This window comes from Xanthomonas sp. CFBP 7698 (assembly GCF_003600855.1).
Taxonomy (GTDB): Bacteria; Pseudomonadota; Gammaproteobacteria; order Xanthomonadales; family Xanthomonadaceae; genus Xanthomonas; species Xanthomonas cannabis.
The window spans coordinates 594,354-616,867 of the sequence record NZ_PRDN01000002.1 but is presented as its reverse complement, the minus strand read 5'-3'; the positions used below and the strand labels follow the sequence as shown (position 1 = coordinate 616,867).

Annotated in this window: 23 protein-coding genes; 8 read left to right on the top strand and 15 right to left on the bottom strand. The window is 65.1% G+C overall.

The window, feature by feature from the left end; all coding sequences use genetic code 11:
* Nucleotides 1-82: 82 nt before the first annotated feature.
* The 4 genes from XnspCFBP7698_RS10545 to XnspCFBP7698_RS10530 form a co-directional block, all read right to left on the bottom strand.
* Nucleotides 83-2,101, bottom strand: coding sequence for a M2 family metallopeptidase (locus XnspCFBP7698_RS10545; RefSeq protein WP_104580983.1), 2,019 nt, complete (start codon nucleotides 2,099-2,101; stop codon nucleotides 83-85).
* A 257-nt stretch (nucleotides 2,102-2,358) separates the two neighbouring features.
* Complete coding sequence (locus XnspCFBP7698_RS10540; protein WP_104580984.1) at nucleotides 2,359-4,020, bottom strand: phosphoethanolamine--lipid A transferase; 1,662 nt, start codon at nucleotides 4,018-4,020, stop codon at nucleotides 2,359-2,361.
* On the bottom strand, nucleotides 4,017-4,781 hold the full coding sequence (locus tag XnspCFBP7698_RS10535) for a phosphatase PAP2 family protein (RefSeq protein WP_104580985.1): 765 nt from the start codon (nucleotides 4,779-4,781) through the stop codon (nucleotides 4,017-4,019). Before XnspCFBP7698_RS10535 ends, XnspCFBP7698_RS10540 begins: the two co-directional genes overlap by 4 nt.
* Before the next feature lie 99 nt (nucleotides 4,782-4,880).
* On the bottom strand, nucleotides 4,881-6,614 hold the full coding sequence (locus tag XnspCFBP7698_RS10530; protein ID WP_146093251.1) for a glycosyltransferase family 39 protein: 1,734 nt from the start codon (nucleotides 6,612-6,614) through the stop codon (nucleotides 4,881-4,883).
* 216 nt (nucleotides 6,615-6,830) lie between these two features.
* Here XnspCFBP7698_RS10530 and XnspCFBP7698_RS10525 point away from each other — a divergent pair, with 216 nt between their 5' ends.
* Both XnspCFBP7698_RS10525 and XnspCFBP7698_RS10520 read left to right on the top strand, forming a co-directional pair.
* On the top strand, nucleotides 6,831-7,547 hold the full coding sequence (locus tag XnspCFBP7698_RS10525; RefSeq protein ID WP_104580986.1) for a response regulator transcription factor: 717 nt from the start codon (nucleotides 6,831-6,833) through the stop codon (nucleotides 7,545-7,547).
* A complete protein-coding gene (locus XnspCFBP7698_RS10520) occupies nucleotides 7,540-8,841 on the top strand; it encodes a HAMP domain-containing sensor histidine kinase (RefSeq protein WP_104580987.1) in 1,302 nt (433 codons plus the stop codon). Before XnspCFBP7698_RS10525 ends, XnspCFBP7698_RS10520 begins: the two co-directional genes overlap by 8 nt.
* 172 nt (nucleotides 8,842-9,013) lie before the next feature.
* On the opposite strand, the gene XnspCFBP7698_RS10515 is transcribed toward XnspCFBP7698_RS10520, so the two are convergent.
* The 5 genes from XnspCFBP7698_RS10515 to XnspCFBP7698_RS10495 form a co-directional block, all read right to left on the bottom strand.
* The gene (locus tag XnspCFBP7698_RS10515; protein ID WP_039409866.1) at nucleotides 9,014-9,505 is read right to left on the bottom strand and encodes a hypothetical protein; all 492 of its coding nucleotides are present in this window, start codon (nucleotides 9,503-9,505) and stop codon (nucleotides 9,014-9,016) included.
* Between the two features lie 153 nt (nucleotides 9,506-9,658).
* The gene (gene minE, locus XnspCFBP7698_RS10510) at nucleotides 9,659-9,916 is read right to left on the bottom strand and encodes a cell division topological specificity factor MinE (protein WP_011036323.1); all 258 of its coding nucleotides are present in this window, start codon (nucleotides 9,914-9,916) and stop codon (nucleotides 9,659-9,661) included.
* A 2-nt stretch (nucleotides 9,917-9,918) separates the two neighbouring features.
* Nucleotides 9,919-10,728: a septum site-determining protein MinD gene (gene minD / locus XnspCFBP7698_RS10505; protein WP_012444318.1), complete on the bottom strand. Its 810-nt coding sequence runs from the start codon at nucleotides 10,726-10,728 to the stop codon at nucleotides 9,919-9,921.
* Between the two features lie 35 nt (nucleotides 10,729-10,763).
* Nucleotides 10,764-11,510 (bottom strand): septum site-determining protein MinC, encoded by a 747-nt coding sequence (gene minC / locus XnspCFBP7698_RS10500; RefSeq protein WP_039409811.1) that lies wholly within the window; start codon nucleotides 11,508-11,510, stop codon nucleotides 10,764-10,766.
* A gap of 3 nt (nucleotides 11,511-11,513) precedes the next feature.
* A complete protein-coding gene (locus tag XnspCFBP7698_RS10495) occupies nucleotides 11,514-12,110 on the bottom strand; it encodes a GNAT family N-acetyltransferase (RefSeq protein WP_039409814.1) in 597 nt (198 codons plus the stop codon).
* Between the two features lie 244 nt (nucleotides 12,111-12,354).
* Between XnspCFBP7698_RS10495 and XnspCFBP7698_RS10485 the strand changes: the two genes are divergently transcribed.
* The 5 genes from XnspCFBP7698_RS10485 (at nucleotide 12,355) to XnspCFBP7698_RS10465 (ending at nucleotide 16,848) form a co-directional block, all read left to right on the top strand.
* Nucleotides 12,355-13,551: a sensor histidine kinase gene (locus tag XnspCFBP7698_RS10485; protein WP_039409817.1), complete on the top strand. Its 1,197-nt coding sequence runs from the start codon at nucleotides 12,355-12,357 to the stop codon at nucleotides 13,549-13,551.
* Nucleotides 13,552-14,193 carry a response regulator transcription factor gene (locus tag XnspCFBP7698_RS10480; protein ID WP_005990002.1) on the top strand — a complete coding sequence of 214 codons (642 nt, stop codon included), beginning with the start codon at nucleotides 13,552-13,554 and terminating at the stop codon, nucleotides 14,191-14,193.
* A gap of 329 nt (nucleotides 14,194-14,522) precedes the next feature.
* Complete coding sequence (locus XnspCFBP7698_RS10475; RefSeq protein WP_047695951.1) at nucleotides 14,523-15,704, top strand: SRPBCC family protein; 1,182 nt, start codon at nucleotides 14,523-14,525, stop codon at nucleotides 15,702-15,704.
* Nucleotides 15,705-15,799: 95 nt separating this feature from the next.
* A complete protein-coding gene (locus XnspCFBP7698_RS10470; RefSeq protein ID WP_047695953.1) occupies nucleotides 15,800-16,171 on the top strand; it encodes a DUF423 domain-containing protein in 372 nt (123 codons plus the stop codon).
* 2 nt (nucleotides 16,172-16,173) lie between these two features.
* Entirely contained in the window at nucleotides 16,174-16,848 is a 675-nt protein-coding gene (locus XnspCFBP7698_RS10465) for a DNA-3-methyladenine glycosylase (protein WP_199680135.1), read from the top strand.
* 36 nt (nucleotides 16,849-16,884) lie between these two features.
* On the opposite strand, the gene XnspCFBP7698_RS10460 is transcribed toward XnspCFBP7698_RS10465, so the two are convergent.
* The 4 genes from XnspCFBP7698_RS10460 to XnspCFBP7698_RS10445 form a co-directional block, all read right to left on the bottom strand.
* Nucleotides 16,885-17,682 carry a M15 family metallopeptidase gene (locus tag XnspCFBP7698_RS10460; protein WP_104580988.1) on the bottom strand — a complete coding sequence of 266 codons (798 nt, stop codon included), beginning with the start codon at nucleotides 17,680-17,682 and terminating at the stop codon, nucleotides 16,885-16,887.
* A gap of 211 nt (nucleotides 17,683-17,893) precedes the next feature.
* On the bottom strand, nucleotides 17,894-18,073 hold the full coding sequence (locus XnspCFBP7698_RS10455) for an Arc family DNA binding domain-containing protein (protein ID WP_104580989.1): 180 nt from the start codon (nucleotides 18,071-18,073) through the stop codon (nucleotides 17,894-17,896).
* Complete coding sequence (locus XnspCFBP7698_RS10450) at nucleotides 18,070-18,354, bottom strand: hypothetical protein (RefSeq protein ID WP_039409835.1); 285 nt, start codon at nucleotides 18,352-18,354, stop codon at nucleotides 18,070-18,072. The genes XnspCFBP7698_RS10455 and XnspCFBP7698_RS10450 overlap by 4 nt, the downstream gene beginning before the upstream one ends.
* Before the next feature lie 9 nt (nucleotides 18,355-18,363).
* Nucleotides 18,364-19,233 (bottom strand): SPFH domain-containing protein, encoded by an 870-nt coding sequence (locus tag XnspCFBP7698_RS10445; protein ID WP_104580990.1) that lies wholly within the window; start codon nucleotides 19,231-19,233, stop codon nucleotides 18,364-18,366.
* A 124-nt stretch (nucleotides 19,234-19,357) separates the two neighbouring features.
* Here XnspCFBP7698_RS10445 and purT point away from each other — a divergent pair, with 124 nt between their 5' ends.
* A complete protein-coding gene (gene purT / locus XnspCFBP7698_RS10440) occupies nucleotides 19,358-20,560 on the top strand; it encodes a formate-dependent phosphoribosylglycinamide formyltransferase (RefSeq protein WP_104580991.1) in 1,203 nt (400 codons plus the stop codon).
* A 125-nt stretch (nucleotides 20,561-20,685) separates the two neighbouring features.
* On the opposite strand, the gene XnspCFBP7698_RS21750 is transcribed toward purT, so the two are convergent.
* Entirely contained in the window at nucleotides 20,686-21,738 is a 1,053-nt protein-coding gene (locus XnspCFBP7698_RS21750; protein WP_123137413.1) for an XVIPCD domain-containing protein, read from the bottom strand.
* Nucleotides 21,739-21,762: 24 nt separating this feature from the next.
* Nucleotides 21,763-22,377, bottom strand: a complete 615-nt coding sequence (locus XnspCFBP7698_RS10430) for a hypothetical protein (RefSeq protein ID WP_199680134.1) — start codon at nucleotides 22,375-22,377, stop codon at nucleotides 21,763-21,765.
* Nucleotides 22,378-22,514: the final 137 nt, after the last annotated feature.

The window sequence follows — 22,514 nt, the reverse complement described above, 5'->3', positions numbered from 1 at the left end:
CTGGCGTTTTAGGCGTTTATCAAAGGAACGTTAGACGGCGGCCCTGTTGACGGCCGCCGCATGCCGCAGCGACAGCGGCGCGTCAGTGCAGCGCGGCAGGCGCAGGCGCGTTGCTCGCGGCAGCAGGCGCAGTCGCCTGCCACCCGCACATCTGCCCTTGATTTTGCTGCTTCAGCCACTCGCTCATCGGCGCGAAATATTCCAGCATCGGGCCGGCGTCGAGTCTGTCGCTGCCGGTGAGTTCCTTCAGCGTGGTCTGCCACGGCTGGCTCGCTCCACGTTGCAGCATCGACCAGAATTTCTGCCCGGCGTCCTTGTTGCCGTAGAAGCTGCACTCGTACAACGGGCCCTGGTGGCCGGCGGCCTGGCACAGGCCCTTGTAGAACTGGAATTGCAGGATGTGAGCCAGGAAGTAGCGCGTGTAGGGGGTGTTGCCCGGCACATGGTATTTGGCGCCGGCATCGAAGAACTCTTCGCCGCGCGCGGCTGCCGGCGCCACGCCTTGATAGCGGGCTTTCAGTTCCCACCAGGCCTGGTTGTAGCGCTCCGGCGGAATCGAGCCATCGAACACCCCCCAGCGCCAGCGGTCGATCATCAGGCCGAACGGCAGGAATGCCACCTTGCTCAGCGCCATGCGCATCTGCGAATTGATCAACGCCTCGCGGCCGGTCTGTTGTTCGCCCACCATGCCGATCGACTGCAGATACCTGGGCGTCATCGCCAGCACGATGGTGTCGCCGATCGCTTCATGAAACCCATCGTTGGCACCGTTCTGGAACAGCGGCGGCAACGGGTTGTAGGCCAGGTCGTAATAGATGTGGCCCAGCTCATGGTAGATGGTGGTGAAGTCTTCCTCGGTGGGCTTGATGCACATCTTGGTGCGCACATCCGCACCGATGTTCTGATTCGCCTCGCCGCCCATGTTCATGTCCCAGGCGCTGGCGTGGCAGACCACATCGCGGTCCAGCGGTTTGATGAACTGCGAGCGCTGCCAGTAGGTGTCCGGCAACTTGGGCATGCCCAGCGAGGTGTAGAAATCCTGCGCGCGCTCGGTCATCTGCCTGGCGGTGCGCAGCTGCGCCTCGCGCTCGGCATTGAAGCGTGCCGCGGTGCCGCCGTCGCTACCGGTATTGCGTGCCAGCACTGCGCTCAGATTGCCCTGGTACTGCTTTTCCAGGGCCGAAGTGATGTCCAGATCGCCGGCGCCGGGGTAGGGCTGCAACATGTCCCACAGATTGCTCCAGTCCTGCTGCCACATGTTGCCCATCAGGTGCGCCGGCAGCAGGCCGCCGGCCACCTCGCCCTTGTCCTTGCCGTATTGCGTGTCCAGCTTGCCGCGCGCATAGCACTGCAGCTGTGCGTACAGCGGTTTGACCTGCTCCCACAGGCGGTCGGTTTCGCTGGCCAGCTGCTGCGGCGGCATGTCGTAGCCGCTGCGCCACATCACGCCGACATCGGCAAACCCCAGGCCGCGGGCGCCTTCGTTGGCCAGCTCGACAAAGCGCTGGTAGTCCTTGCGCATCGGCTGCGCGGTGCGATGCCAGCCCTGCCAGGCATCGAGTTGTTCGTTGTAGTCGCGGCTGCTGGCCAGTACCTGCTCCAGCTCGCCCAGCTGGCGGCAGCGGCGTTGCTCGCCATCGCCCACGCAATAGGTTCCGGCGCCGTAGTCGCCTTCCATCTTGGCGGCAATGCGGGTGAGTTCGGCCAGTTTGGCTGGGTCGCGCGGAGCGGGCAGGGCACTCATCAATTTGAGCAATTGCAGCGCACGCGCGCTGTCGGCCGACATTGGCGTGCCGGCGTAGCGCTTGGATTGTTCGATCCAGCGATCCAGCTGCGCCAGCGAACGCTCGTTGGCCTTGGCGGCCAGCAGTTGTGAATCGCCATTGATGAAGGTGGACGACAGCCACTGCGCCGCGGTGACTTCCGGGTAGGCCGCCTTGTACTCGGCGCTGATGCGCGCGACGAACTGGTCCGCAGTTTCGCCCGGCGCGGCGTTGGGTGCGGCCGGTGTGACCGGCGGTGCGGCATCCTTGCGACAGGCCGACAGCGACAACGTGCCGGCGGCAACAGCCAGCGCCAGCAACAGCAGACGAGGATTCACGGGTGGTCCTTGCGGTGAAGTCCGGCGAAGGCTAGAGCGCGCCGGTCTTCAGGGCAAGCGGTGCGGCGGTAGGCGTCACGCCGACGATCGATCCGGGCAGCGATCCGGCAGAACGGTTGGCGCGCGCGCGGACCCTGGCCGACCAGGGTCAGGCGGTGTGATCGGCGCCCAAGCTGCAACGCGGCAGATGGAGATGCGGCGCCGAGCACCGCCCGCGCCCGCCTGCTGCGCGCGCCGCAGGCATGGCCGCGCTCAGCTCAGCGCTTGCCCGTGCATTGCGCGAACACGTCCCGCTCGCGCGCATACACACTGGTCCTGACCTGCATCAGGCCCAGCACCGAAGGAAACAGCGCATCCTGATCGGTGTACTGTCCGGCGCGGTGGCGCAGGCAGGCCTCGTCCAGGCCGCGGTCGCGCGCGAACTCCGGCGAGAACCACATCACCATCGGCACATGGGTCTGCTCCTTGGGCGCGATCGCGTACGGCACGCCATGCAGGTACAGGCCTTTTTCGCCCAGCGATTCGCCATGGTCGGAGAGATAGATCAGCGCCGTGTCGTAGTCCTGCAGCCCGCGCAAGGTGTGGATGGCCTGGTTGAGGAAATGGTCGGTGTAGCTGATCGAGTTGTCGTAGGCATTGACGATGCTCTGGCGGCTGCAGCTGCCCAGGTCGGCGGTCCTGCACACCGGCTTGAAGCGCTCGAAATGCGCCGGATAGCGTTCGAAGTAGCTCGGCCCATGGCTGCCTAGTTGATGCAGCACCACCACACGGTCGCCAGGCTTTGCCCGCACCTGTGCGGCCAGATCGGTCAGCAGGATTTCGTCCATGCAGCGGCCATCGGCGCACAGGCCCGGCGTGGTGGCGTCGTCGAGCTTCTGCAGTTCCAGCCCGTCGCAGACACCCTTGCAGCCGGACTGGTTGTCGCGCCACAGCGTGGAGATGCCGGCGTGTTCGAGCACATGCAGGAACGATTGATGCCCGCGGATCATGTCTTCGTTGTAGTGGCGGCGGCCGAATGGCGAAAACATGCAGGGCACCGAGACCTCGGTGCTGGTACCGCACGAATGCATGTCCGGGAAGTTGATGACCCCGGCCTGCGCCAGCTCGGGCGTGGTCTGGCGCGCATAGCCGTTGAGGCCCCAGTTCTGCGCACGCGCCGTTTCGCCCAGCACCAGCAGCAACAGGCGCGGGCGGCTGCCGGCAGCGCGCGGCGTGGCCATGGCGTCGTGTTCGATTGGCTGTTTGGGCGCATGCTTGATCGGCGATTCGGATTTGAGGTTCTGCCGCAGCGCCACGATGTAGTTGATCGGCGTGGCCAGATAGCGCACTTCACGGTGATTGCGCATCAATGCCGAAATATCCTGCGACGACAGCAGGGTGCCCGCAGCGCCCACCACCGAGACCGCCAGCAAAAACCCCGCCCGCACCAGGAACGCCTTGCCCACGCTGCGTGCGCGCAGACGCGTGCGCCACAGCAATGTGGTCGGGATCAGGAAGTAGCCCACCAGCGGCAGGATCAATCCGGGCGTGAGCAGCTCGCGCGATTCCTTGTGGTCGGTATGCAGCACGTTGCGCAGCATGTCCGCATCTAGATAGACGTTGTAGCTGTCCATGTAGTGCGCGGCCAGGGCGGTGGTGAACAGCAGCAGCGTGAGCAGCGGCTTGGCATTCCAGCGCCAGACCAGCACCCCCAGCAGCAGCGCATGCACGGCCACCAGCAGCGCCATCAACGACACCGCAAAGCCAAGGCTGCCCGGATGCGTGGCCATTGCGGTGCGCCAGAACAGCTGGTTGCACACCAGCGCGAAAAACAGGCTCGACAGCAACACCAGCGCTTCGGTCGACACCGTCGGCCGCGTACTCCATGTCAGCGCGCGCAGGCCACTACGCCCGCGCGGTTCCGGTAACCAGGTACTCATGCTGCGTCCCCCGAAAGCAACGTTGAATCAAGCGCGCGACGCGGTGGTTGCAGCATCACGCCGTACAGGGCCAGTGCGCTCACCCAGCACACCGCCAACGACCACAGGTCGTGCGAGAGAAAATGCGCGCCGCGCAGTTGTTGCGCAATACCGAAAATGAGACCTGCTGCCAAGCCTGCGAACAAGCCTGCAAAGCGCAATGCAGGACGGAGCGCCAGCGCACAAAAATACAGCGCCACCCACGCATAACCCGCACTGGCATGGCCCGCCGGAAAACAACCGGACGCAGCAATGCCGTTGCGCGATTCAAACAGCCCGATCATCGCTTGCGTGCCGCCATAACGGCTCAGATCCCACGGGCAGTCCATCGCCGTCCACGACTTGAGCAACGACACCAGCGAGGTCGACAGTGCAATCGATGCGGCCAGATACGTCAGCGGCCAGCGCAGTGCTTTCAGACGCGGCCGGCACCACGCAACGCTGGCCAGCACCAACACGCTGACACCGGCAGTCGTGCTCAACCATTTGCCCACGCGGTGGATCACGCCACTGGTGAACCAATGGTCCTTGAGCAGCCAGTGCCCGCCTTCCAGCCGATACAGCGCGTCGGCAATCCACTGGTCGCCACCGGCGCCCATCAGCAGCGCACTCGCCAACAGCACGCAGGCCAGCGGCAGCCACAGATGCCGAACAAGAAACTGCGCCTGCAGATCGCTGGCGGTATGCGCCACGTTGGGCGCATGGAGAGGAAGCGAACTCATCGAGATGTCGGCCTGTGTCAATGCCCGGCATCTTCGAAACCCGGATGTCGGAAAGCGGTCGGACCGGAGTTGCTCAGTCGTTAACCCGCCACCGAGCGTTCAGTCTGTCTCGCCGTCGCTACCGGTTTGTTCGGTGTCGGACGCAGTGGCAATGCAACCGGCGTGCCATGCCGTGCCCGGCACCAACTGCCATTGATTGCGGTTGGACTCGCCGATATCGATGCGTTGCGCCGGATCGATGCACGCCGGTACCGCCTGCTTGAGCACGAATAACCAGCGTTGGTGCGGCGCTTGCGCAAGCCACGGGCCAGCGTGTTGCCATTGCTGTTGCCAACTCGCCTTGAAGCCGAAGTCGGTGACCGGGCGATCGGCCTGCAGCAGGTTCTGCTCGCGCCAGGCCAGCATGCCCAGCTGTGCGTCCGGACCGATGCGCTGGCCCACGCGCTGCATCAAGCGCGCGGACGAACTGTACGGGTCCAGTGCCGGCATCAAGCCCAGGCCGGACACCGTCCACAGCGCGGCGGTCATCACCACCAACGCGGTGCCCGCGCGTTGGCCGCGCGACCATGCAACCGTGGCAAAGCCGACCACGCCCAGGCCGATCAGCCAGAAACCCACCGACTGCAGCGAAGCCAGCTCCATCCCGCGTTTCAGTGCCGGGTTTTCCGCCCAGTGCAGATGCAGCGCGATGCCGCCTCCAAGGATCAACCCGGCCAGCGCAAGCAGCAGCACATAGCCGCTCAGCAACACGCGCACGCCGCGCCGGCGCAGCAATCCGGCCAGCAACGGCGCCGCCGCCACGCACAGCGCCGGCAGCATCGGAAAGATATAGACCTCGCGCTTGCCCGGGCTGGCGCTGAAGAACAGCAGCACCAGCACGCTCCAGGCAAGCAGCAGCACATAGCGCGGGTCGCCGCGCCGCAGTCGCCGCCACCAGGCCGGCAGCAACCACGGCAACAGCAGGCAGCCCGGCAGCCACAAGGTGGCAATCACCTGCAGGTAGTACCAGAACGGTTTGACGTGATGCCAGGAGTGCGCGTACCGCGTGCCGGTCTGCTTGAACAACAGCTCGTGCGCGTAGGCATGCAGCTGCGGATCGTCGCAGTGCAGCAGCGCAACGCACAGCGGCCCCAACCACACGGCAGTGCCCGCAATGAACGCCGGCAGCACCAGCAACCAGCTGCGCCCTGCCTGCGCACGTGCCGGCAACACGCTCGCATGCGTGCGTGGCAGCGCCATCCACGGCAACAGCAGCAACAGCGGCAGGAAGCCGACGCCCTTGGTCACCGTGCCGACGCCGGCGGCAAACAGCCCCAGCGTCCAGGCGCGCCAGTCCGGCCCGCGCAGCAGATGCCGCAGCAGCCCCCACAGCGAGAGGGTGGTCAGCGCCACCAGCACCATGTCGATCTGCGCACGCTTGGCCATCAGGCCGAACTGCAGCACCGTGAACAAGGCCAGCACCGCATACACCGCCACGCGCCGGTTCCACAGCCGGCGCGCGATGTCCCAGGTCAGCCACAGCGTGGCCAGCGCGGCCAGCAGCGAAGGCAGCAGGAATGCCACCGGCCAGTGCGGTATCAACGTGTAGGTGGCGCCCTGCAGCCACATGAACACCGGCGGCTTTTCCGCATACAGCTCGCTGCCCCGGTGCGGCAGCAACCACTGGCCGCTTTCGACCATCGTGCGTGCAGCCAGCACGAAGCGCGGCTCGTCCGGCGGATTGGGCTGGCGCATGCCCAGCCCGGCTAGCAGACTGATCGCGATCAACAGCAACGCGGTCATCAGCGCGCGCTGGCGGGATGAGAAGGCAGAAATGGCAGGCGACACGCGCACGCCCTGAGTGAAAGCGGGCAGACACTATCTGGCAAACAGGTCGGAAATTTGTCGGAACCGCGCAAGCGGAGCGCACGCCGCAGTGCAGGCGTTGCAGCGTGACGGGGTCTTGAGCACAACCGATTGCGAGGCGATCCCGGCGATACCGGCCGCGTTCGGCTTGCCTCGGTTAGGATGCGCACACCGTCCCGGTCGGGCCGTTCTGGAATCGCGCGCATGCGGCTGCTGGTCATCGAAGACAACCGCAACATGGTTGCCAACCTGTTCGACTACTTCGAAGCGCGCGGGCACACCCTGGACGCAGCGCCCGACGGCGTCACCGGCCTGCATCTGGCCACCACCCAGCAGTACGACGTGCTGGTGCTGGACTGGATGATGCCGCGCATGGACGGCCCGGAAGTGTTGCGCCGCCTGCGCGAGCAGCACCAGTCCGAGCTGCCGGTGATCATGCTCACCGCCCGCGACGAACTGCCCGACAAGATCGCCGGCTTCCGCGCCGGCGCCGACGACTACCTGACCAAACCGTTCGCGCTGCCCGAGCTGGAAGTGCGCATCGAGGCCTTGCTGGCGCGCGCGCACGGCCGCCGCCGCGGCAAGCTGTTGCAGGTGGCCGACCTGCGCCTGGATCTGGCCACGCTGGAGGCCACCCGCGCCGGCCAGGCGCTGCACCTGTATCCGGCCTGCCGCAAATTGCTGGAGGTGCTGATGCAGGCCAGCCCGGCGGCGGTGACCCGGCAGCGGCTGGAGCAATCGCTGTGGGGCGACGACCCGCCCGATGGCGACATGCTGCGTTCGCATATCTACGAATTGCGCCGCAGCGTGGACGGCCCGTTTGCGCAGAAGTTGATCCACACCCTGCCGCGGCTCGGCTACCGCCTGGCCGAGCTCGATAGCGGCAGCGAGCCTGCACGCAGCGACAGCGTCGATGGCTAAGCAGCGCCCGCTGGGCCGCCGCGTCATGGTGTGGCTGTTCGGGTACACGCTGCTGATGACGCTGGCCGTATTCGGCACCGCGCAGTACCTGCACGAGCGCGCAGAGCATGGCGTGTGGCGCTCGTTGCTGAACTCCGAGCTGGACAGCATCCTCGACCGCAGCACGCAGAATCCGGACTACCGCTGGCAGGACTCGGACACCTTGCGGCTGTACCGCATCGATGGCTCGTCAGGCGTGCCGCCGGTACTGCGCACCCTGCACCCGGGTCTGCACGACGAGCTGGAGGTTGCCGGCCGCCAGAGCGCGGTGATGGTGCGCGATACCCCACAGGCCGGCCGCCTGGCGCTGGTGCTGGACATCACCGATTTCGAGGCGCTGGAAAAGTTCCTGACCCGCTGGATGCTGGCCGCCGGCATCGCGCTGATCGGCATCACCGTGCTGATGGGCACCTATGCGATGGCGCGCCTGGTGCGCCCGCTGGTGGAACTGGCCCGCGACATCGGCGCGCTGCGTCCGGAGCAGCGCGCGCAGCAGGTCGCGGTGGGCGCACAGGGCAGCGCCGAGCTATACGTCATCGCCGATGCGCTCAACGATTATCTGGAGCGCAACAGCCACTTCGTCGAGCGCGAACGCGCCTTCATCGACAGCACCAGCCACGAGCTGCGCACGCCGATCGCGGTGATCGGCAATGCGGTGGAGCTGGCGCTCGAACAACCCGGCACGCCGCCGGCGGTGCGTCATCAGCTGCAGCGCATCGCCCAGACCAGCGCTTCGGTGGAGCAGCTGATCACCTTGTTGCTGGTGCTGGCCAAGGACCCGGGCCGGCTGGTGCGCAGCAGCGATACGCTGCGGCTGGATCAGCTGCTGCCGGACATCGTTGCCGACCATGCGCATCTGTGTGCCGACAAGGACCTGCAACTGGTCATCGACCCGCTGCCGGCCTGCAGCCTGACCGCGCCGGTGGCCATCGTGCAGACCGCCATCGGCAATCTGCTGCGCAATGCCATCGAAAACAGCGACCGCGGCATCATCCGGATTTCGCTATCCGCACCTGGCACGGTGCGCATCGCCGACCCGGGCCACGGCATGACGCCGGAAGAAGTCAGCGCCATCTACGCCCGCTTGGCGCGCGGCAATGCACGCCAGGGCAATGGCATCGGGCTGGAGCTGATCGGCCGGCTGTGCGAGCACCTGGGCTGGAAGCTGAGCCTTGCATCCGATGCAGGGCAGGGCACGGTGGCCACGTTGGATCTGGTCGGTGCCAGCACGGCGGGTGCACCGGTGCACGCCTAGGAACCGAGATGACACGGCCTGCGCGCGATCTGCGACAGGCCCGATCGCCCGCAGGCGGCGTGCGGACGTCGATCCATCCGCACTGGCGATGCGTGCAGCGAGCGGCGACCCTGGCGCGGCACGCAGATGCCACGGCGTGCTGCGCCGTCGTCCACGCGGCCACGTCGACGCCTCAGGCAGGCAGTAACCCGCGCGCGTTCAACCAGCTGCGCGCGTTCTCGGCATCCTGCTCGAACCAGGCGCGCGTGGAGCCCAGGCGGTAGGTGTAGCCCCAGGCATCCATGTCGGCCATCAACCGCGCGCTGCCCACCCCGGGCAGCTGTTCGGCCAGCAGGATCTGCAGGTAGCAGGTGGCGTCTTCCTCATCCACCGAATCGGTGGCATCGGTGTGTACGGCTGCACGCCGGTCGGCTGGCAACACGATCAGGTGCCCGGCTTCATGCAGCATCGAATGCACCGGGGTGTCATCGCGCACATAGACATCGCAGCCGATGATGCCGGCCTCCGGTTCTCCCCAGAAACTGCCGGGAATCGGCGCGCCCGCGTCGACGCGATGCAGGCGCAGGCCGTAGCGGCCGAGCAACGCCGTCGGCGCCTCCAGGCCGATATCGGCCACGCACAGCACTTGGGAGGCATCAGGCACCGGGGCAGGGTCAGCAGTCACGCGCAATCGCTCGCGGTCGGGCGCGCCGCAGGGCGCGGTGGGGCAGACACCAAAACGGTACCGTGCGAACACGGTACCGTCGGCAGAAGGTCGCCGCTGCGGCCATGCAGCGCGCCCGTGTGGGCGGACGGCAGGGCCGCAGCGCGAGGTCGCTTACTTGTCGCCGTCTTCCGGCAGCGCGACCGTGATATCGAGCACGTCGTGTTCGCCATCCTTGACCAGATCAACCCGCACCGCATCGGCATCGATGTTGACGTATTTCTTGATCACTTCCAGCAATTCGCGCTGCATCAGCGGCAGGTAATCCGGCCCGCCACGGTGGTTGCGCTCCTGCGCAATGATGATCTGCAGGCGGTTCTTGGCCGTCTCGGCGGTGTTCTTCTTGCTCTTGAGAAAATCGAGCAGGCCCATGCTTACCCTCCGAACAGCTTGCTGAAGAAGCCTTTCTTCTCCACGGATGTGAATCGCATCGGGCGCTCCTCGCCCATGATGCGGGCGACTGCGTCGTCATACGCCTGACCGGCCGGGGATTCGGCGTCCAGGATCACCGGCTCGCCCTTGTTGGAGGCATTGAGCACATCGCCGGACTCGGGAATCACGCCAATGGCCTTGAGCCCCAGCACTTCTTCCACGTCGGTGATGCTCAGCATCTCGCCGCCTTCCACGCGGCCGGGGCTGTAGCGGGTCAGCAGCAGGAAGGCCGGTACCGCCTTGCCTTCCTCGGCCTTGCGGGTCTTGGAATCGAGCAGGCCGATGATGCGGTCGGAGTCGCGCACCGAGGACACTTCCGGGTTGACCACCACCACCGCGCGGTCGGCGAAATACATCGCCAGGAACGCGCCCTTCTCGATACCGGCCGGCGAATCGCAGACGATGTAATCGAAACCGTCGGCGGCCAGATCCTTGAGCACCTTTTCCACGCCTTCCTGGGTCAGCGCATCCTTGTCGCGCGTCTGCGAGGCCGCCAGCACGTACAGGTTGTCGAAGCGCTTGTCCTTGATCAGCGACTGCTTGAGGGTGGCTTCGCCATGCACGACGTTGACGAAGTCGTACACCACGCGCCGCTCGCAGCCCATGATCAGGTCCAGGTTGCGCAGACCGACGTCGAAGTCGATGACGGCCACCTTCTTGCCGCGCTTTGCCAGCCCGCAGGCCAGGCTCGCGCTGGTGGTGGTCTTGCCGACGCCGCCCTTGCCGGAGGTGACTACGATGATTTCAGCCAAAGGATTTCTCCGAATGTTTCTGTGGTTGGGCCGCGTCAATCAAGCGCAGCGATCTTGATCTGATCCTGCTCCAGCCAGACCTGGACGGCCTTGCCACGCAGGTCCATGGGAACATCGTCCAGCACCTTGTAGTGGCCAGCGATGGCGACCAGTTCGGCGTGGAAGTCGCGGCAGAAGATGCGCGCGTCCGGGTTGCCCTGCGCGCCGGCCAGAGCGCGGCCACGCAGGGTACCGTAGATATGGATGCTGCCGTCGGCGATGACCTCCGCCCCCGCACCCACCGTATTGAGGACGGTCAGGTCGCAGTTCTCCGCGTACAGCTGCTGGCCCGAACGCACCGCGGTGCGCTGCATGCGGCCCGGTGCCGGGCGCGCGGCGGGCGGTGCCGGTTCGGCGCGTGCGGGCGGCGGTGGCGGTGGCGGCGGGCTGACTGCAGTCGGCTCGTACTGCGCGCGGAACTTGGCCAGCAGCGGCACGCCGAGCTGCTGCGACAGTAGGTCGATCTCGCTGGTGCCGTAGGCCAGGGCCACCGGCAGCACGCCGGCATCGCGCAGGCCATCCAGCAGTGCCTTGGCGGTGGCCACGTCCGGCACCTGCGACAACCCGCCAAAATCCAGGATCACCGCGGCGCGCCCGAACAGCTTGGGGGCACGGTTCACGCGTTCGCGCATTTCACGCACCAGGCGCGGCACGTCCAGGGTACGTATGCGCAGGTTGGCAATACCCACCTGGCCGATCTTCAGTTCGCCGGCCTGCTCAAAATCCACATTCACGCTCGACACGCCTCAGGCCCCCGTCGGTTGATTGGCGGTGGCGGCATGACGCGGCCGGCCGACCCACGGCAGGTCCTCGGGCAGGTTGCCGCCATAGGTCTCCTTGACCCACGGATAGCTGCACATGTCCTTCAGCAGCATGCTGGCGCGTACATCCACGTCGGGCATGGTGTTCTGGCCCACTTCGCGGAAGCCGAAGCTGCCATGGAACAGCAGCGCCGCATCCGCGCCATGGTCCAGGAACACCTCGCAGGCCAGTTGCGGGTAGCGCAGCTCGGTGTAGCTCTGCACATCGGCGTAGAACGCGCGGCCCACGCCACCACCGCGGCGGCGGCTGGCGACCACGATGCGGTCGATATAGAAGAATTCCGGATGACGGTCCCGGAACCAGGCGAAATTGCTGCTGTCGTGCGCACTGCCGCTACCGAACCCGACCAGGAACCCGGCCAGGTTGCCGTCGCGCTCGGCGACGCGGAAATATTCGGCCTGCGCATAGAACCGTTGCAGCTTGTTTGAATCCAGCGGCAGGATCGCCAGTCCGGCATTGTTGTTCAGGGCCAGGACGGAATCGAGCTCGTGCTCGCGCACGTCGCGGATGACGATCGACATTGGGACTCCGTGGGGTAACGCTCTCGATCCGAAATCGGATCTGCGTCGGATTATTACATGCGTGGCCTGAAGCGGCGACCCGGAGCGCACACCGCGATGGCGCGCTGCGTCCCGGCAGGCACGCGCACGCACGCCGGGATGCCGCGCAGGCACCGCCGTCGCCAGGCCGCGCACGCCGCCGATGACGCGCAGGCATGACTTCCGGCAAGAGGGCAGCGGCGCGGCTTGGCCCTAAGATGCGGACATGTTGGGATACCTCAGTCATACGCGCGTCCTGCGCTTCGCCGGCCTGTTCACCTGGGCGATGATCGCCATGCCGCTGGTGTACACGTATTGGCCGCCGGCCGAGGAGGGCGATCATCGCAGCGTGGCTGAGGCCTTGATCATGGCGGCCTTCTTCGTCGGCTTCGGCGCCAGCTACTTCTGGTTGACCCGCGGCCTGAGCAGTGGCGGCCACGCGCACTGGTACGACCGGGTACTGCTGTTGCTGCTGACGATCTGCGCCCTGGCGGTGAGTTATCTGAGCGGCACCGGCCTGGGCAGCATCCTGATGATGGTGGCGGCCGGCGTGATCCCGTGGCTGTTGCCGCTGCGGGTGGGCGTGCTGTGGCTGGTGCTGAGCCAGCTGGCGGTGCTGCCGGTGTTCTATTACCTGCGGGCGGACTTCACCCTGCTGGCCGCACTGATGCAGTCGCTGCTCTACGGCGGCTTTTCGATGTTCATCTTCGTCACCAGCCTGGTGGCCCGTCAGCAGACCGAAGCGCGCGAAGAACAGCGCCGGCTCAATGCCGAACTGCGCGCCACCCGCGCGCTGCTGGCCGAGAGCGCGCGCATCAACGAGCGCACCCGCATCTCGCGGGAATTGCACGACCTGCTGGGCCATCACCTCACCGCGCTGAGCCTGAATCTGGAAGTGGCCGGCCACATCACCGAGGGCCAGGCCCAGGAGCACGTGCGCCAGGCGCACACCCTGGCCAAGCTGCTGCTCACCGACGTGCGCGAAGCGGTCAGCCAGCTGCGCGACAGCGGCGCCATCGACCTGGAGGCGGCGCTGCGCCCGCTGGTGACCCAGGTGCCTTCGCTGGACATCCACCTGGACATCGCCCAGCCGCTGACCCTGGACGACCCCGAGCGCGCCCACGTGCTGCTGCGCTGTACCCAGGAAATCATCACCAATGCGGTCCGCCACGCCGGAGCGCGCAATCTGTGGATCCAGGTGCGCCGCGACGCCGACAGCGTGCTGATCGACGCCCGCGACGACGGCCACGGCGCCGACACGGTCGCGCCCGGCAATGGCTTGCGTGGCATGCGAGAGCGGCTCAACCAGTATGGTGGGCAGCTGGAAATCCAAACCCGGCGGGGTGACGGCTTCGGCCTGCGCATCTCCGTTCCAGGCGCGCCGGCACTGATGCCGGCGGCCGTGACTCAAGGAGTGTTTTAGATGATCCGTGTGTGCCTGGTCGACGATCAAACCCTGGTGCGCCAGGGGATCCGCTCGCTGTTGGCGCTGGACAACGGCATCGAGGTGGTGGCCGAGGCCTCCGACGGCAAGCAGGCGGTGGAGCAGATTCCGCAGATCCAGCCGGACGTGGTGCTGATGGACATGCGCATGCCGGTGATGTCCGGGCTGGAAGCCCTGCAGATGCTTTCGCGCAACGGCACGCTGCCGCCGACCATCATCCTGACCACCTTCGACGACGACCAGCTGGTGCTGGCCGGGCTCAAGGCCGGCGCCAAGGGCTACCTGCTCAAGGACGTCTCGCTGGAACAGCTGGTCGGCGCCATCCGCACCGTGGCCGATGGTGGTTCGCTGGTGCAGCCGGCAGTGACCCAGCGCCTGCTCTCGGGCCTGGAGCACATGCGCAACGAGTTCGTCAGCCTGGACCGGCCCGATCCGCTCACCGACCGCGAGACCGAGATCCTGCGACTGATGGCCAGCGGCTTTTCCAACAAGGAGATCGCCAACTCGCTGGGCGTGGCCGAAGGCACCATCAAGAATCACGTCTCCAACATCCTGTCCAAACTGGGCGTGCGCGACCGTACCCGCGCGGTGCTGAAGGCGTTCGAGCTGCAGCTGGTCTGATCGAGACGGCTGCCGCCGCCTGCGTGCCGCAGGTCGTGGTCTGGTTGCCGCGGCGGCCCGTTCAGACGTGGTGCCGGCGGGCCATCGGCGTCCGCAACGGGCACGGCATCACGCGCACGCAGCGCACGATGTGCATGATGGCTGCGCGCGCGGCGCAAACCCTTGCGTAGGCTGGGATTGCGCAGTTCCACCACGGCGTCGCGCGCGCTGGATGACACCGCAAGACCGCGCTACCCGTCGCACAACTGAACATCTTTCTCGAAGCCTGCTAGGATGGTGGCTTCGCTTCACTCAACCCGGCCGTGGGATCGGCCCCGGAGACCTCCTGAATGACCCGTATTATCGAGTTCCTGATCGCCTTGGGGATCGTGGCTGGCTTGTTTGTCGTGGTGGGCTTGGTGTTGCCCTCGGAGCGGCAGATGTCCGAGAGTGTTGAGACCAACCGCAGGATGACGATTGTTTACGACACCGTGAACAGCTTCCGTCGTTTCAAGGATTGGAACCCGCTTGTGCTGCGTGACCCGAAGATCCAGCTGAAGCTGGCCGGCCCGGAAGAGGGCAAGGGTGCACGCGTCGAGTACAGCTCCAACGAGGGCTATATCGGCAAGGGCAGCTGGGAAATCACCAACACCGTCAAGAACGAGCGTGTTGAGATCGCGATCGAAGATCCCACCAAGGGCTACGACAAGGTCACCCATTTCACCCTGGCGCCGACCGGCAAGAACAACAAGAACGTCAAGATCACCCAGGACTACAGCGTCAAGTACGGCTGGAACCTGTTCGGTCGCTACGCCGGCTTGTATGTCAGCCGTCACGTGGGCGATGACCTGAAGCTGGGTCTGTCGCGTCTGGCAACCGCCTTGGCCACCGTGCCGAACTTCGACTACCGCGCGCAGCTGGATGGCAAGCCGGTGTTGAGCGATCTCAAGATCGTCGATGTGCCCGCCGAGGACCTGCTGGTCGTCACCGCAGGCAACATCGATCGTGACAACGAGACGATCAAGAAGTCGATCAAGGACAACCAGGAGTGGATCAAGCGCGTCATGGACGCCAATGGTCTGGAAACTGCTGGCCCGGTGCGCATCGTCACCACCGACTTCGCCACCGACAAGTACGCGTTCGACGTCGTGCAGCCGGTCCGCAAGCGTGCCGGTGGCGCGCCGAAGGCCGACGCCAAGACCGACACCGCCAAGGCCGATGCCAAGAAGGACGACGCCGCAGCCGCTGCACCGGTCGATGCAACCCCGGTTGCCGCAACGGGCGAAGAGCTGAAGGTCAACATCCCGTCCGAGGCGCCGGTGAAGTACGAGCGCACCAAGGCGCACCGTTCCGCGTTTGCCACCTACGCAGGCCATATGGCCGGCCTGGATGCAGTGCGTAGCTCGCTGCGTGCCTGGGCTGCCACCAGCGGCAACGACGTGACCGAGCGTCCGTACGAGTCGTGGAAGGGCGGCGTGGACAAGTCCTTTACGCAGGACGGCACCTACGACGTCTACTGGGCCATCAAGTAATCGTCTCACCGCGATGATCTGATCCAGACAAAAACGCGCCGCAGTCCTGCGGCGCGTTTTTTTTGCGCCATGGTGCTGCCAGGAAGTGTCCCCTTATGTCGTTGCTCGACCGTCGCAAGAAGCACCCCTCGTTACTGGCGTTCTGCGGCGGCCTGCTGGCCGCTACCGCGGTGGGCCTGTCTGCCTACGCCTCACATGGCGTGTCCGATGCGCTGGTGCAGTCGCGGCTGCAACTGGCGTCCCTGTATGCCTTCGGGCACGGCGCGGTGCTCACCGTGCTTGGCGCCACCGACACGCGTGCACTGGCGCGGGTCGGGCTGTCGTTGTTGTTGCTCGGCACCGTCCTGTTTTCGGGCAGTCTGGTCGGCGGCGCGCTGCTGCATTGGCCGACCAGCCTGGCGCCCGTGGGCGGCATGAGCCTGATGCTGGGCTGGGTGGTGCTGGCCATCGGTGCGTTGAGGCGCTGAGCATGCCGCGCCATACCCGCGGCTTCGATGTGGAGATGGCGTTCGCGCACCTGAGCCGGCGCGATCGCGCCCTGGGTGCGTGGATGCGGCGTATCGGCCCGATCGCCCCGCAGCCGGGATGGCGCAAGCCGTTCGACCCGGTGGATGCGTTGGCGCGCGCCATCCTGTTCCAGCAACTCAGCGGCAAGGCGGCGTCCACCATCGTGGCACGGGTGGAAGCGGCGATCGGCTCGCCGCGCCTGCATGCGGACACCCTCGGTCGCGTGGACGATGCGGCATTGCGTGGCTGTGGAGTTTCCGGCAACAAGGCGTTGGCGTTGCGCGATCTGGTACGCCGCGCGTGCGACGGCCAGATTCCCTCCTTGCGCAAGCTTGCTTTCATGGACGACGAGGCGATTGTCCAGGCACTGATTCCGGTGCGTGGCATCGGCCGCTGGACGGTGGAAATGATGCTGATGTTCCGCCTGGGCCGGCCGGATCTGCTGCCGATCGATGACCTGGGCGTGCGCAAGGGCGCCCAGCGCGTGGACAAGCAGGCGCAGATGCCGACGCCAAAGGAGCTGGCCATCCGCGGCGAGCGTTGGGGCCCTTATCGCACCTATGCCGCGTTCTATCTGTGGAAGATCGCCGACTTCAGCGTGGCAGCCAAGGTGCCGACGCCGCGTTCGCAGGAGTGATCCATCGCGGCCACTGCGTCTTGCATGCCGCCTCTGTCAGGGAGCATGCCAACGCCAATGCCACGGCTCGTAGACGATGCCGTGCGGGTTGTTGCGTGGGTAGCTCAGGCGATAGCCGAAATCTGCCGCATGCTCGTTCAACCAGGCAAACGCCGCGGTGGTCTCAAACGACTCTTCGGCCGGTGGCTCGCCGGGGGTGCCGATATCCAGCGCGTCGCCGCTGTGGTGTTCGCTGAAACCGGGCGCGGCATTGACTGCAAGGATCTGTTCCAGGGTAAGCCCACGCGCAAATTTGCGCTCGAAGATTCCCAGCTGGTAGTCGTGACTGCGGTAGCCGGAGATGGCATCCAGCACGGTGTCCGTTCGCAGCGCTGCCGCGCGCATGTGGTGCCAGGCGCGCGCGGCGCCTGCGCTGAGCCAGAGCGGGCGGCCGAAGCGATCGCGCCCGGCAGATTGCAAGGTCGCCGGCTCGGCGATCAGCTGCAGGCCGGTTTGTTGCTGATAGCCGTCTGCATCCAGCCCGAGTCGGCCCAGGTGTCGCTGCAGACCGTCGACCATCAGCGTCATGCCGTGCGGCGGTCGCGTGCGGGCAGCGGCGGCCTGCAGCTGGTCCAGCGCCTCGTCCAGCCCGGGCTCGCGTGCCAGCCGCGGTATCAGTGGCATGAGGCCCTGTGCAAGCTGCGCGGCCAGATAGCGTCCGTCGCGCTTGCGCCGCAGCAGCCAGTCGGCCTGCGCCAGCACGCGTGCATCGGCATTGCTGCGCGCGCGCATCAAGGCGGCAGGCAGCAACTCGATGGCAGTGGTGTTGAGCAACGTGGTGAGGAGAGGGCGCATTGCGACAGGGTAGGTTGAACTGGTGCGCGTCACCAGTGAGCACGAGCGCATGCGGTCAGCCTGGACTGCTCCAGGCGGGCGTATGACATGCGGTCGGCCGCCGCGGTGGCTGCAGCGCTGGGGTGCACTCAGGGCTGCCTCTGGCCATCTTGCCTGCAGATGCGAGGCGACGTCACTGCGCGCGCGTTCGTGCGACGACCCCCACGCGTCGTCAGTCGTCGGCTGTCATGTCGCCCTGCGGCTTCGGTAGCCGCCCGGCCTTGCGCAGCGCATCGCGCAGCACGTATTCGATCTGCGCGTTGAGGCTGCGCAGTTCGTCGTCGGCCCAGCGCTGCGCGGCAGCCAGAACATCGGCATTGATGCGCAGCGGGTAGGCCTTCTTTTCGCTCATTCGCCGTTCCTGCGGCTGCCGTGGCGGCGCAGGTGCATGACCATCGACACGATCAGCGTGTTGACGCCGATGATCATGCCGATCACCACCGCGTAGATGCCGGCGCGGTTGTCGCCGGCCCAGTACAGGCATGCCGCGCCGACCAGGATCACCAGGCTGATCAACGCCCAGCGCAGGCCCAGGCCGCGCGCGCGGTCGTCGTCGTCCGCCCCGATCGAGGCGGCGATCGCCAGCGCGGGCAAGCCGGACAGCGCGACGACCAGTGGCACCATGACATTCATTGCATCACCTCAATACAAGGAGCCGGCATTGACCACCGGTTGGGTACCGCGATCAGAACACAACACAGTGAGCAGGTTGCTGACCATATGCGCCTTGCGCTCTTCGTCCAGCTGTACCACGCCGTTTTTCTGCAGCTCGGCCAGCGCCATCTCCACCATACCGACCGCGCCGGCCACGATGCGGGTGCGTGCGGCGATCACCGCATTGGCCTGTTGGCGCTGCAGCATGGCCTGGGCGATTTCCGGCGCATAGGCCAGGTGGCTGATGCGTGCTTCGATCACGTCCACGCCGGCCTGGGTGAGGCGCTCGTCCAGATGCCGCTTGAGCTGCTCACTGATTTCGGCCGGGTGGCTGCGCAGCGAGATCTGGCCGTCTTCGTGCTGGTCATACGGGTAGCTGGTGGCCATGGCGCGCAGCGCCGCCTCGGACTGGATGTGCACGAAGCTCTCGTAGTCGTCCACGTTGTAGACGGCTTCGGAGGCATCCAGCACCTGCCACACGATCACCGCGGCGATCTCGATCGGGCTGCCATCCAGCTCGTTGACCTTGAGCCGTCCGCTTTCGAAATTGCGCACGCGCTGGCTGACGCGGCGCTTGGCGTAGAACGGCACATTCCAGCGCAGGCCGGCGTCCTTGACGGTGCCGACGTACTTGCCGAACAGGCTCAGCACCGCGGCCTGGTTGGGCTCCAGCGTGTACAGGCCCGCCAGCATGAAAATGCCCGCCGCCGCGACCACTACTGCGGCGATGAACGCGCCCGGAGTGACGCTGCCGCTGGCCAGCATCGTAAACACGGACCAAGCCGCACCGATGAGGCCGGCGCCTGCGACCAGGACGACGGGAATGCCGGGCAACGAACCGATCTGCTTCTCTTTCATGAGGACAAGTCCTTGTGGAGTGAGTAAAAGATATCAATTTGATATCAGTTCAGGCAAGGGCCATTTGTCGGCGCAGCCGTTGGCAGCCGTTAGAATGGCGGCCCCCTCGATCTGGACTGCGCTCATGACCACTTTCGGCACGCCATTGTCGCCTTCCGCCACCCGCGTGCTGTTGCTCGGCTCGGGCGAGTTGGGTAAGGAAGTGGCGATCGAATTGCAGCGCTTTGGGGTGGAAGTCATCGCCGCCGATCGCTACGCGAACGCGCCGGCGATGCAGGTGGCGCACCGCTCGCACGTGCTGGACATGCTCGATCCCGCCGCCTTGCGCGCGCTGATCGCCACCGAGCAGCCGCATCTGATCGTGCCGGAGATCGAGGCGATCCATACCGAGACCCTGGTGGCGCTGGAGCGCGACCAGGGCCAGAAGGTGATTCCGACCGCGCGTGCCGCACGCCTGACCATGGACCGCGAAGGCATCCGCCGGCTGGCTGCCGAAACGCTGGGCCTGCCGACCTCGCCGTACCGCTTCGTCGACACCGCCGCGGAATACCGCGAGGCGATTGCCGCGGTCGGTCTGCCGTGCGTGGTCAAGCCGGTGATGTCGTCCTCGGGCAAGGGCCAGAGCACCTTGCGCAGCGAAGCGGACATCGACGCGGCGTGGGAGTACGCGCAGACCGGCGGCCGTGCCGGTGCCGGCCGCTGCATCGTCGAAGGCTTCATCGATTTCGATTACGAGATCACCTTGCTGACCGTGCGGCATGCCGGCGGCACCTCGTTCTGCGACCCGATCGGCCACTGGCAGCAGGACGGCGACTACCGCGAAAGCTGGCAGCCGCAGCCGATGTCGGAAGCCGCATTGCGTCGCTCGCAGCAGATCGCAAAGGCCATCACCGACGACCTCGGTGGCTGGGGCCTGTTCGGCGTGGAGCTGTTCGTCAAGGGCGACGAGGTGTGGTTCAGCGAAGTGTCGCCGCGCCCGCACGACACCGGACTGGTCACGCTGGTCTCGCAGGAGCTCAGCGAATTCGCACTGCATGCGCGCGCGATTCTCGGCTTGCCGGTGGGCGCAGAAGACGGCGGCGTCATCCGTCAGAGCGGCCCGTCGGCCTCCTGCGCCTTGCTTGCGCACGGCCATGGCGTGCCGTTGTTCGACAACGTGGCCGACGCCCTGCGCGACCCGGATGCCGCGCTACGCCTGTTCGGCAAGCCGCGCGTGGACGGTCACCGCCGTGTGGGCGTGACGCTTGCCCGCGCGGGCAGCATCGACGACGCACGCGAGAAGGCGCGTTTGGCGGCTGCAGCATTAAAGATCCAACTGATCGCTTGAGCTTCCAGTCAACTTGCAGTGATGCAGTGGCGGGATCGCTGCACCGAGTATTTTGGTTGCGGGCTCTGAAGATTCAGGCGCCGGCTAGGCGATAATGGAATGAACTCGCAGCGCGTTTTGCCCCGTCAGCTCATGACACGAGCTGATGGTGCCTGCTTCTGCTCCTGCTGCAGGTTTCGTTGCTGCTCTGCTTGCATGCGTTCTGCCGCAGCCTGGATCCAGGCCTGACTGCTCTGCTCAAGCGGTGTGTTGAGTGCGGCGACAGTCTCGACGTGGGTGCGCAGCTGGTCGTGCGATCCAGAAGAATTGGGATTGTTCTGCACCGCGAATGCGCGCGACGCGTCGTTGCTCAGACGAACCTCATCGATCCGTTCCATTCCCATTCTGCAGGATTGCACTGCGAGGCACCCAGCCAAATTGTCGCTACGCACGTCTGTTGCCCGTCCATGTTCGCGATCCAGCGTATGTACCTGATCCCGCGCCTGTGCAAACAGAGGGTGTCCTGGATGCGTGGGGTCTCTCAGTGATGGCATGTGCTGCTCATCGCTGAGAATATGCTGCTGCAACGACCTTTGCGCCGGAAGCGGGTTGCGGATTTCCTTGTTTAACGGGCTGTCAGGAAAAGGAGCTTCAATGCTTTCCACGCCGTGGATGTTGCGTAAAGGGCGGTAGGCGTCTTTTCCCGATCCCTCTATTGGCAAAGGAATGCGGACGTCCGGAAGTAACTGCCCGGCTCCAGTAGGGCCAAGCAAACCGTTTACATCGATGCTCTTGTTCCTATGGAGTCCGGCATGGTTGAGTGCAGCCCAAGTGAAATCCACACAGTTGTTGCGTACGTCTTTATATTCCTTGTCAAAGCCTAGTTTTTCCGGTTCTTGGCCGAACTGTTGTAGTTTATCGTATTGTTCTTTGCTTATTTCCATCGTTCTGGAATAGGCAGGTTTGTGATATTCATCCGCATCAGAGTTGTAGATTCTACCGGGGCCATTGGTCTGTCCATGAGTGGTCGGGGCAAATCCATAGCTTGTTGCCTGCTTACCATCGCTAGTCACGAAAAACATGTGGCCGGGACCGGACGTGACAGGTGCCCCATCTTTCTTTTGCTGCTGACCTTCGTCGTATAAGGGAGTGCCGGGAGCTGCTATAACGACCGTCACTGTATAGTGCTGCTTCTCCATAACGAACGCTCCGTCAGATTTATATTATTTAGAGGATGTTAATCTTTTTTGGATTGTGATTTCTGCGTCAGGAATATTTAGTGTCGGATTGCCCGCTGCTGATGAAATATCGACACGGTACCGGCCATGGCTCTTCAAGTGGAGGTTGCAAACGATCCAGTTACTCGAATCGGAATCATATGCCCCGGAGTCGATATATTTGATATCGTCATTTCCTGCGCGCCAGCCAAAAAATTTTGCTTTGCTAGGCTCTTTTCTCAACCAGGCTTGGAAGTTGTCCTCTGTAAATACTTTATTGCAATTTCCTGCCTCCCATTTGCAGACGTTCACTTTGAGGGCATATCTTACCGGTGAATCGCTGTTGTTTAGTGTTGTGACTGGGTCGATGGGTCCTTTGCGACTCAGATTTAATCCGACAATATAAGATTGGGTGAGATTCACATTCTTTGGTGTCGCTTCGAATTCGAAGCGCACATGGGCGTCGGTAGCATCCACCGGAAATGGCCGGCTGAGCAGAAGGTCTTCTTGGTCGGGTGACGGTGGCTTGCCTGCACTGCAAGCGCTCGCTAGGCAGGCGAGTGCGAACGGCAGAAAAAAAGTGCCCGAGAAACAGCGCGTATGGTGGAAATACAGTCTCATTCAACTTCCTTGCTACCTGTCTGCGAAGAAGTGTAAGCCTGTCCACTGAACTCGGACCACCCAAATTCAAGGGGCCGCCCCGGGGGGGCTTGTCGATCACTGCCCCGGGCACTTCCAGAAGTCGTCTGCTCCCCTGG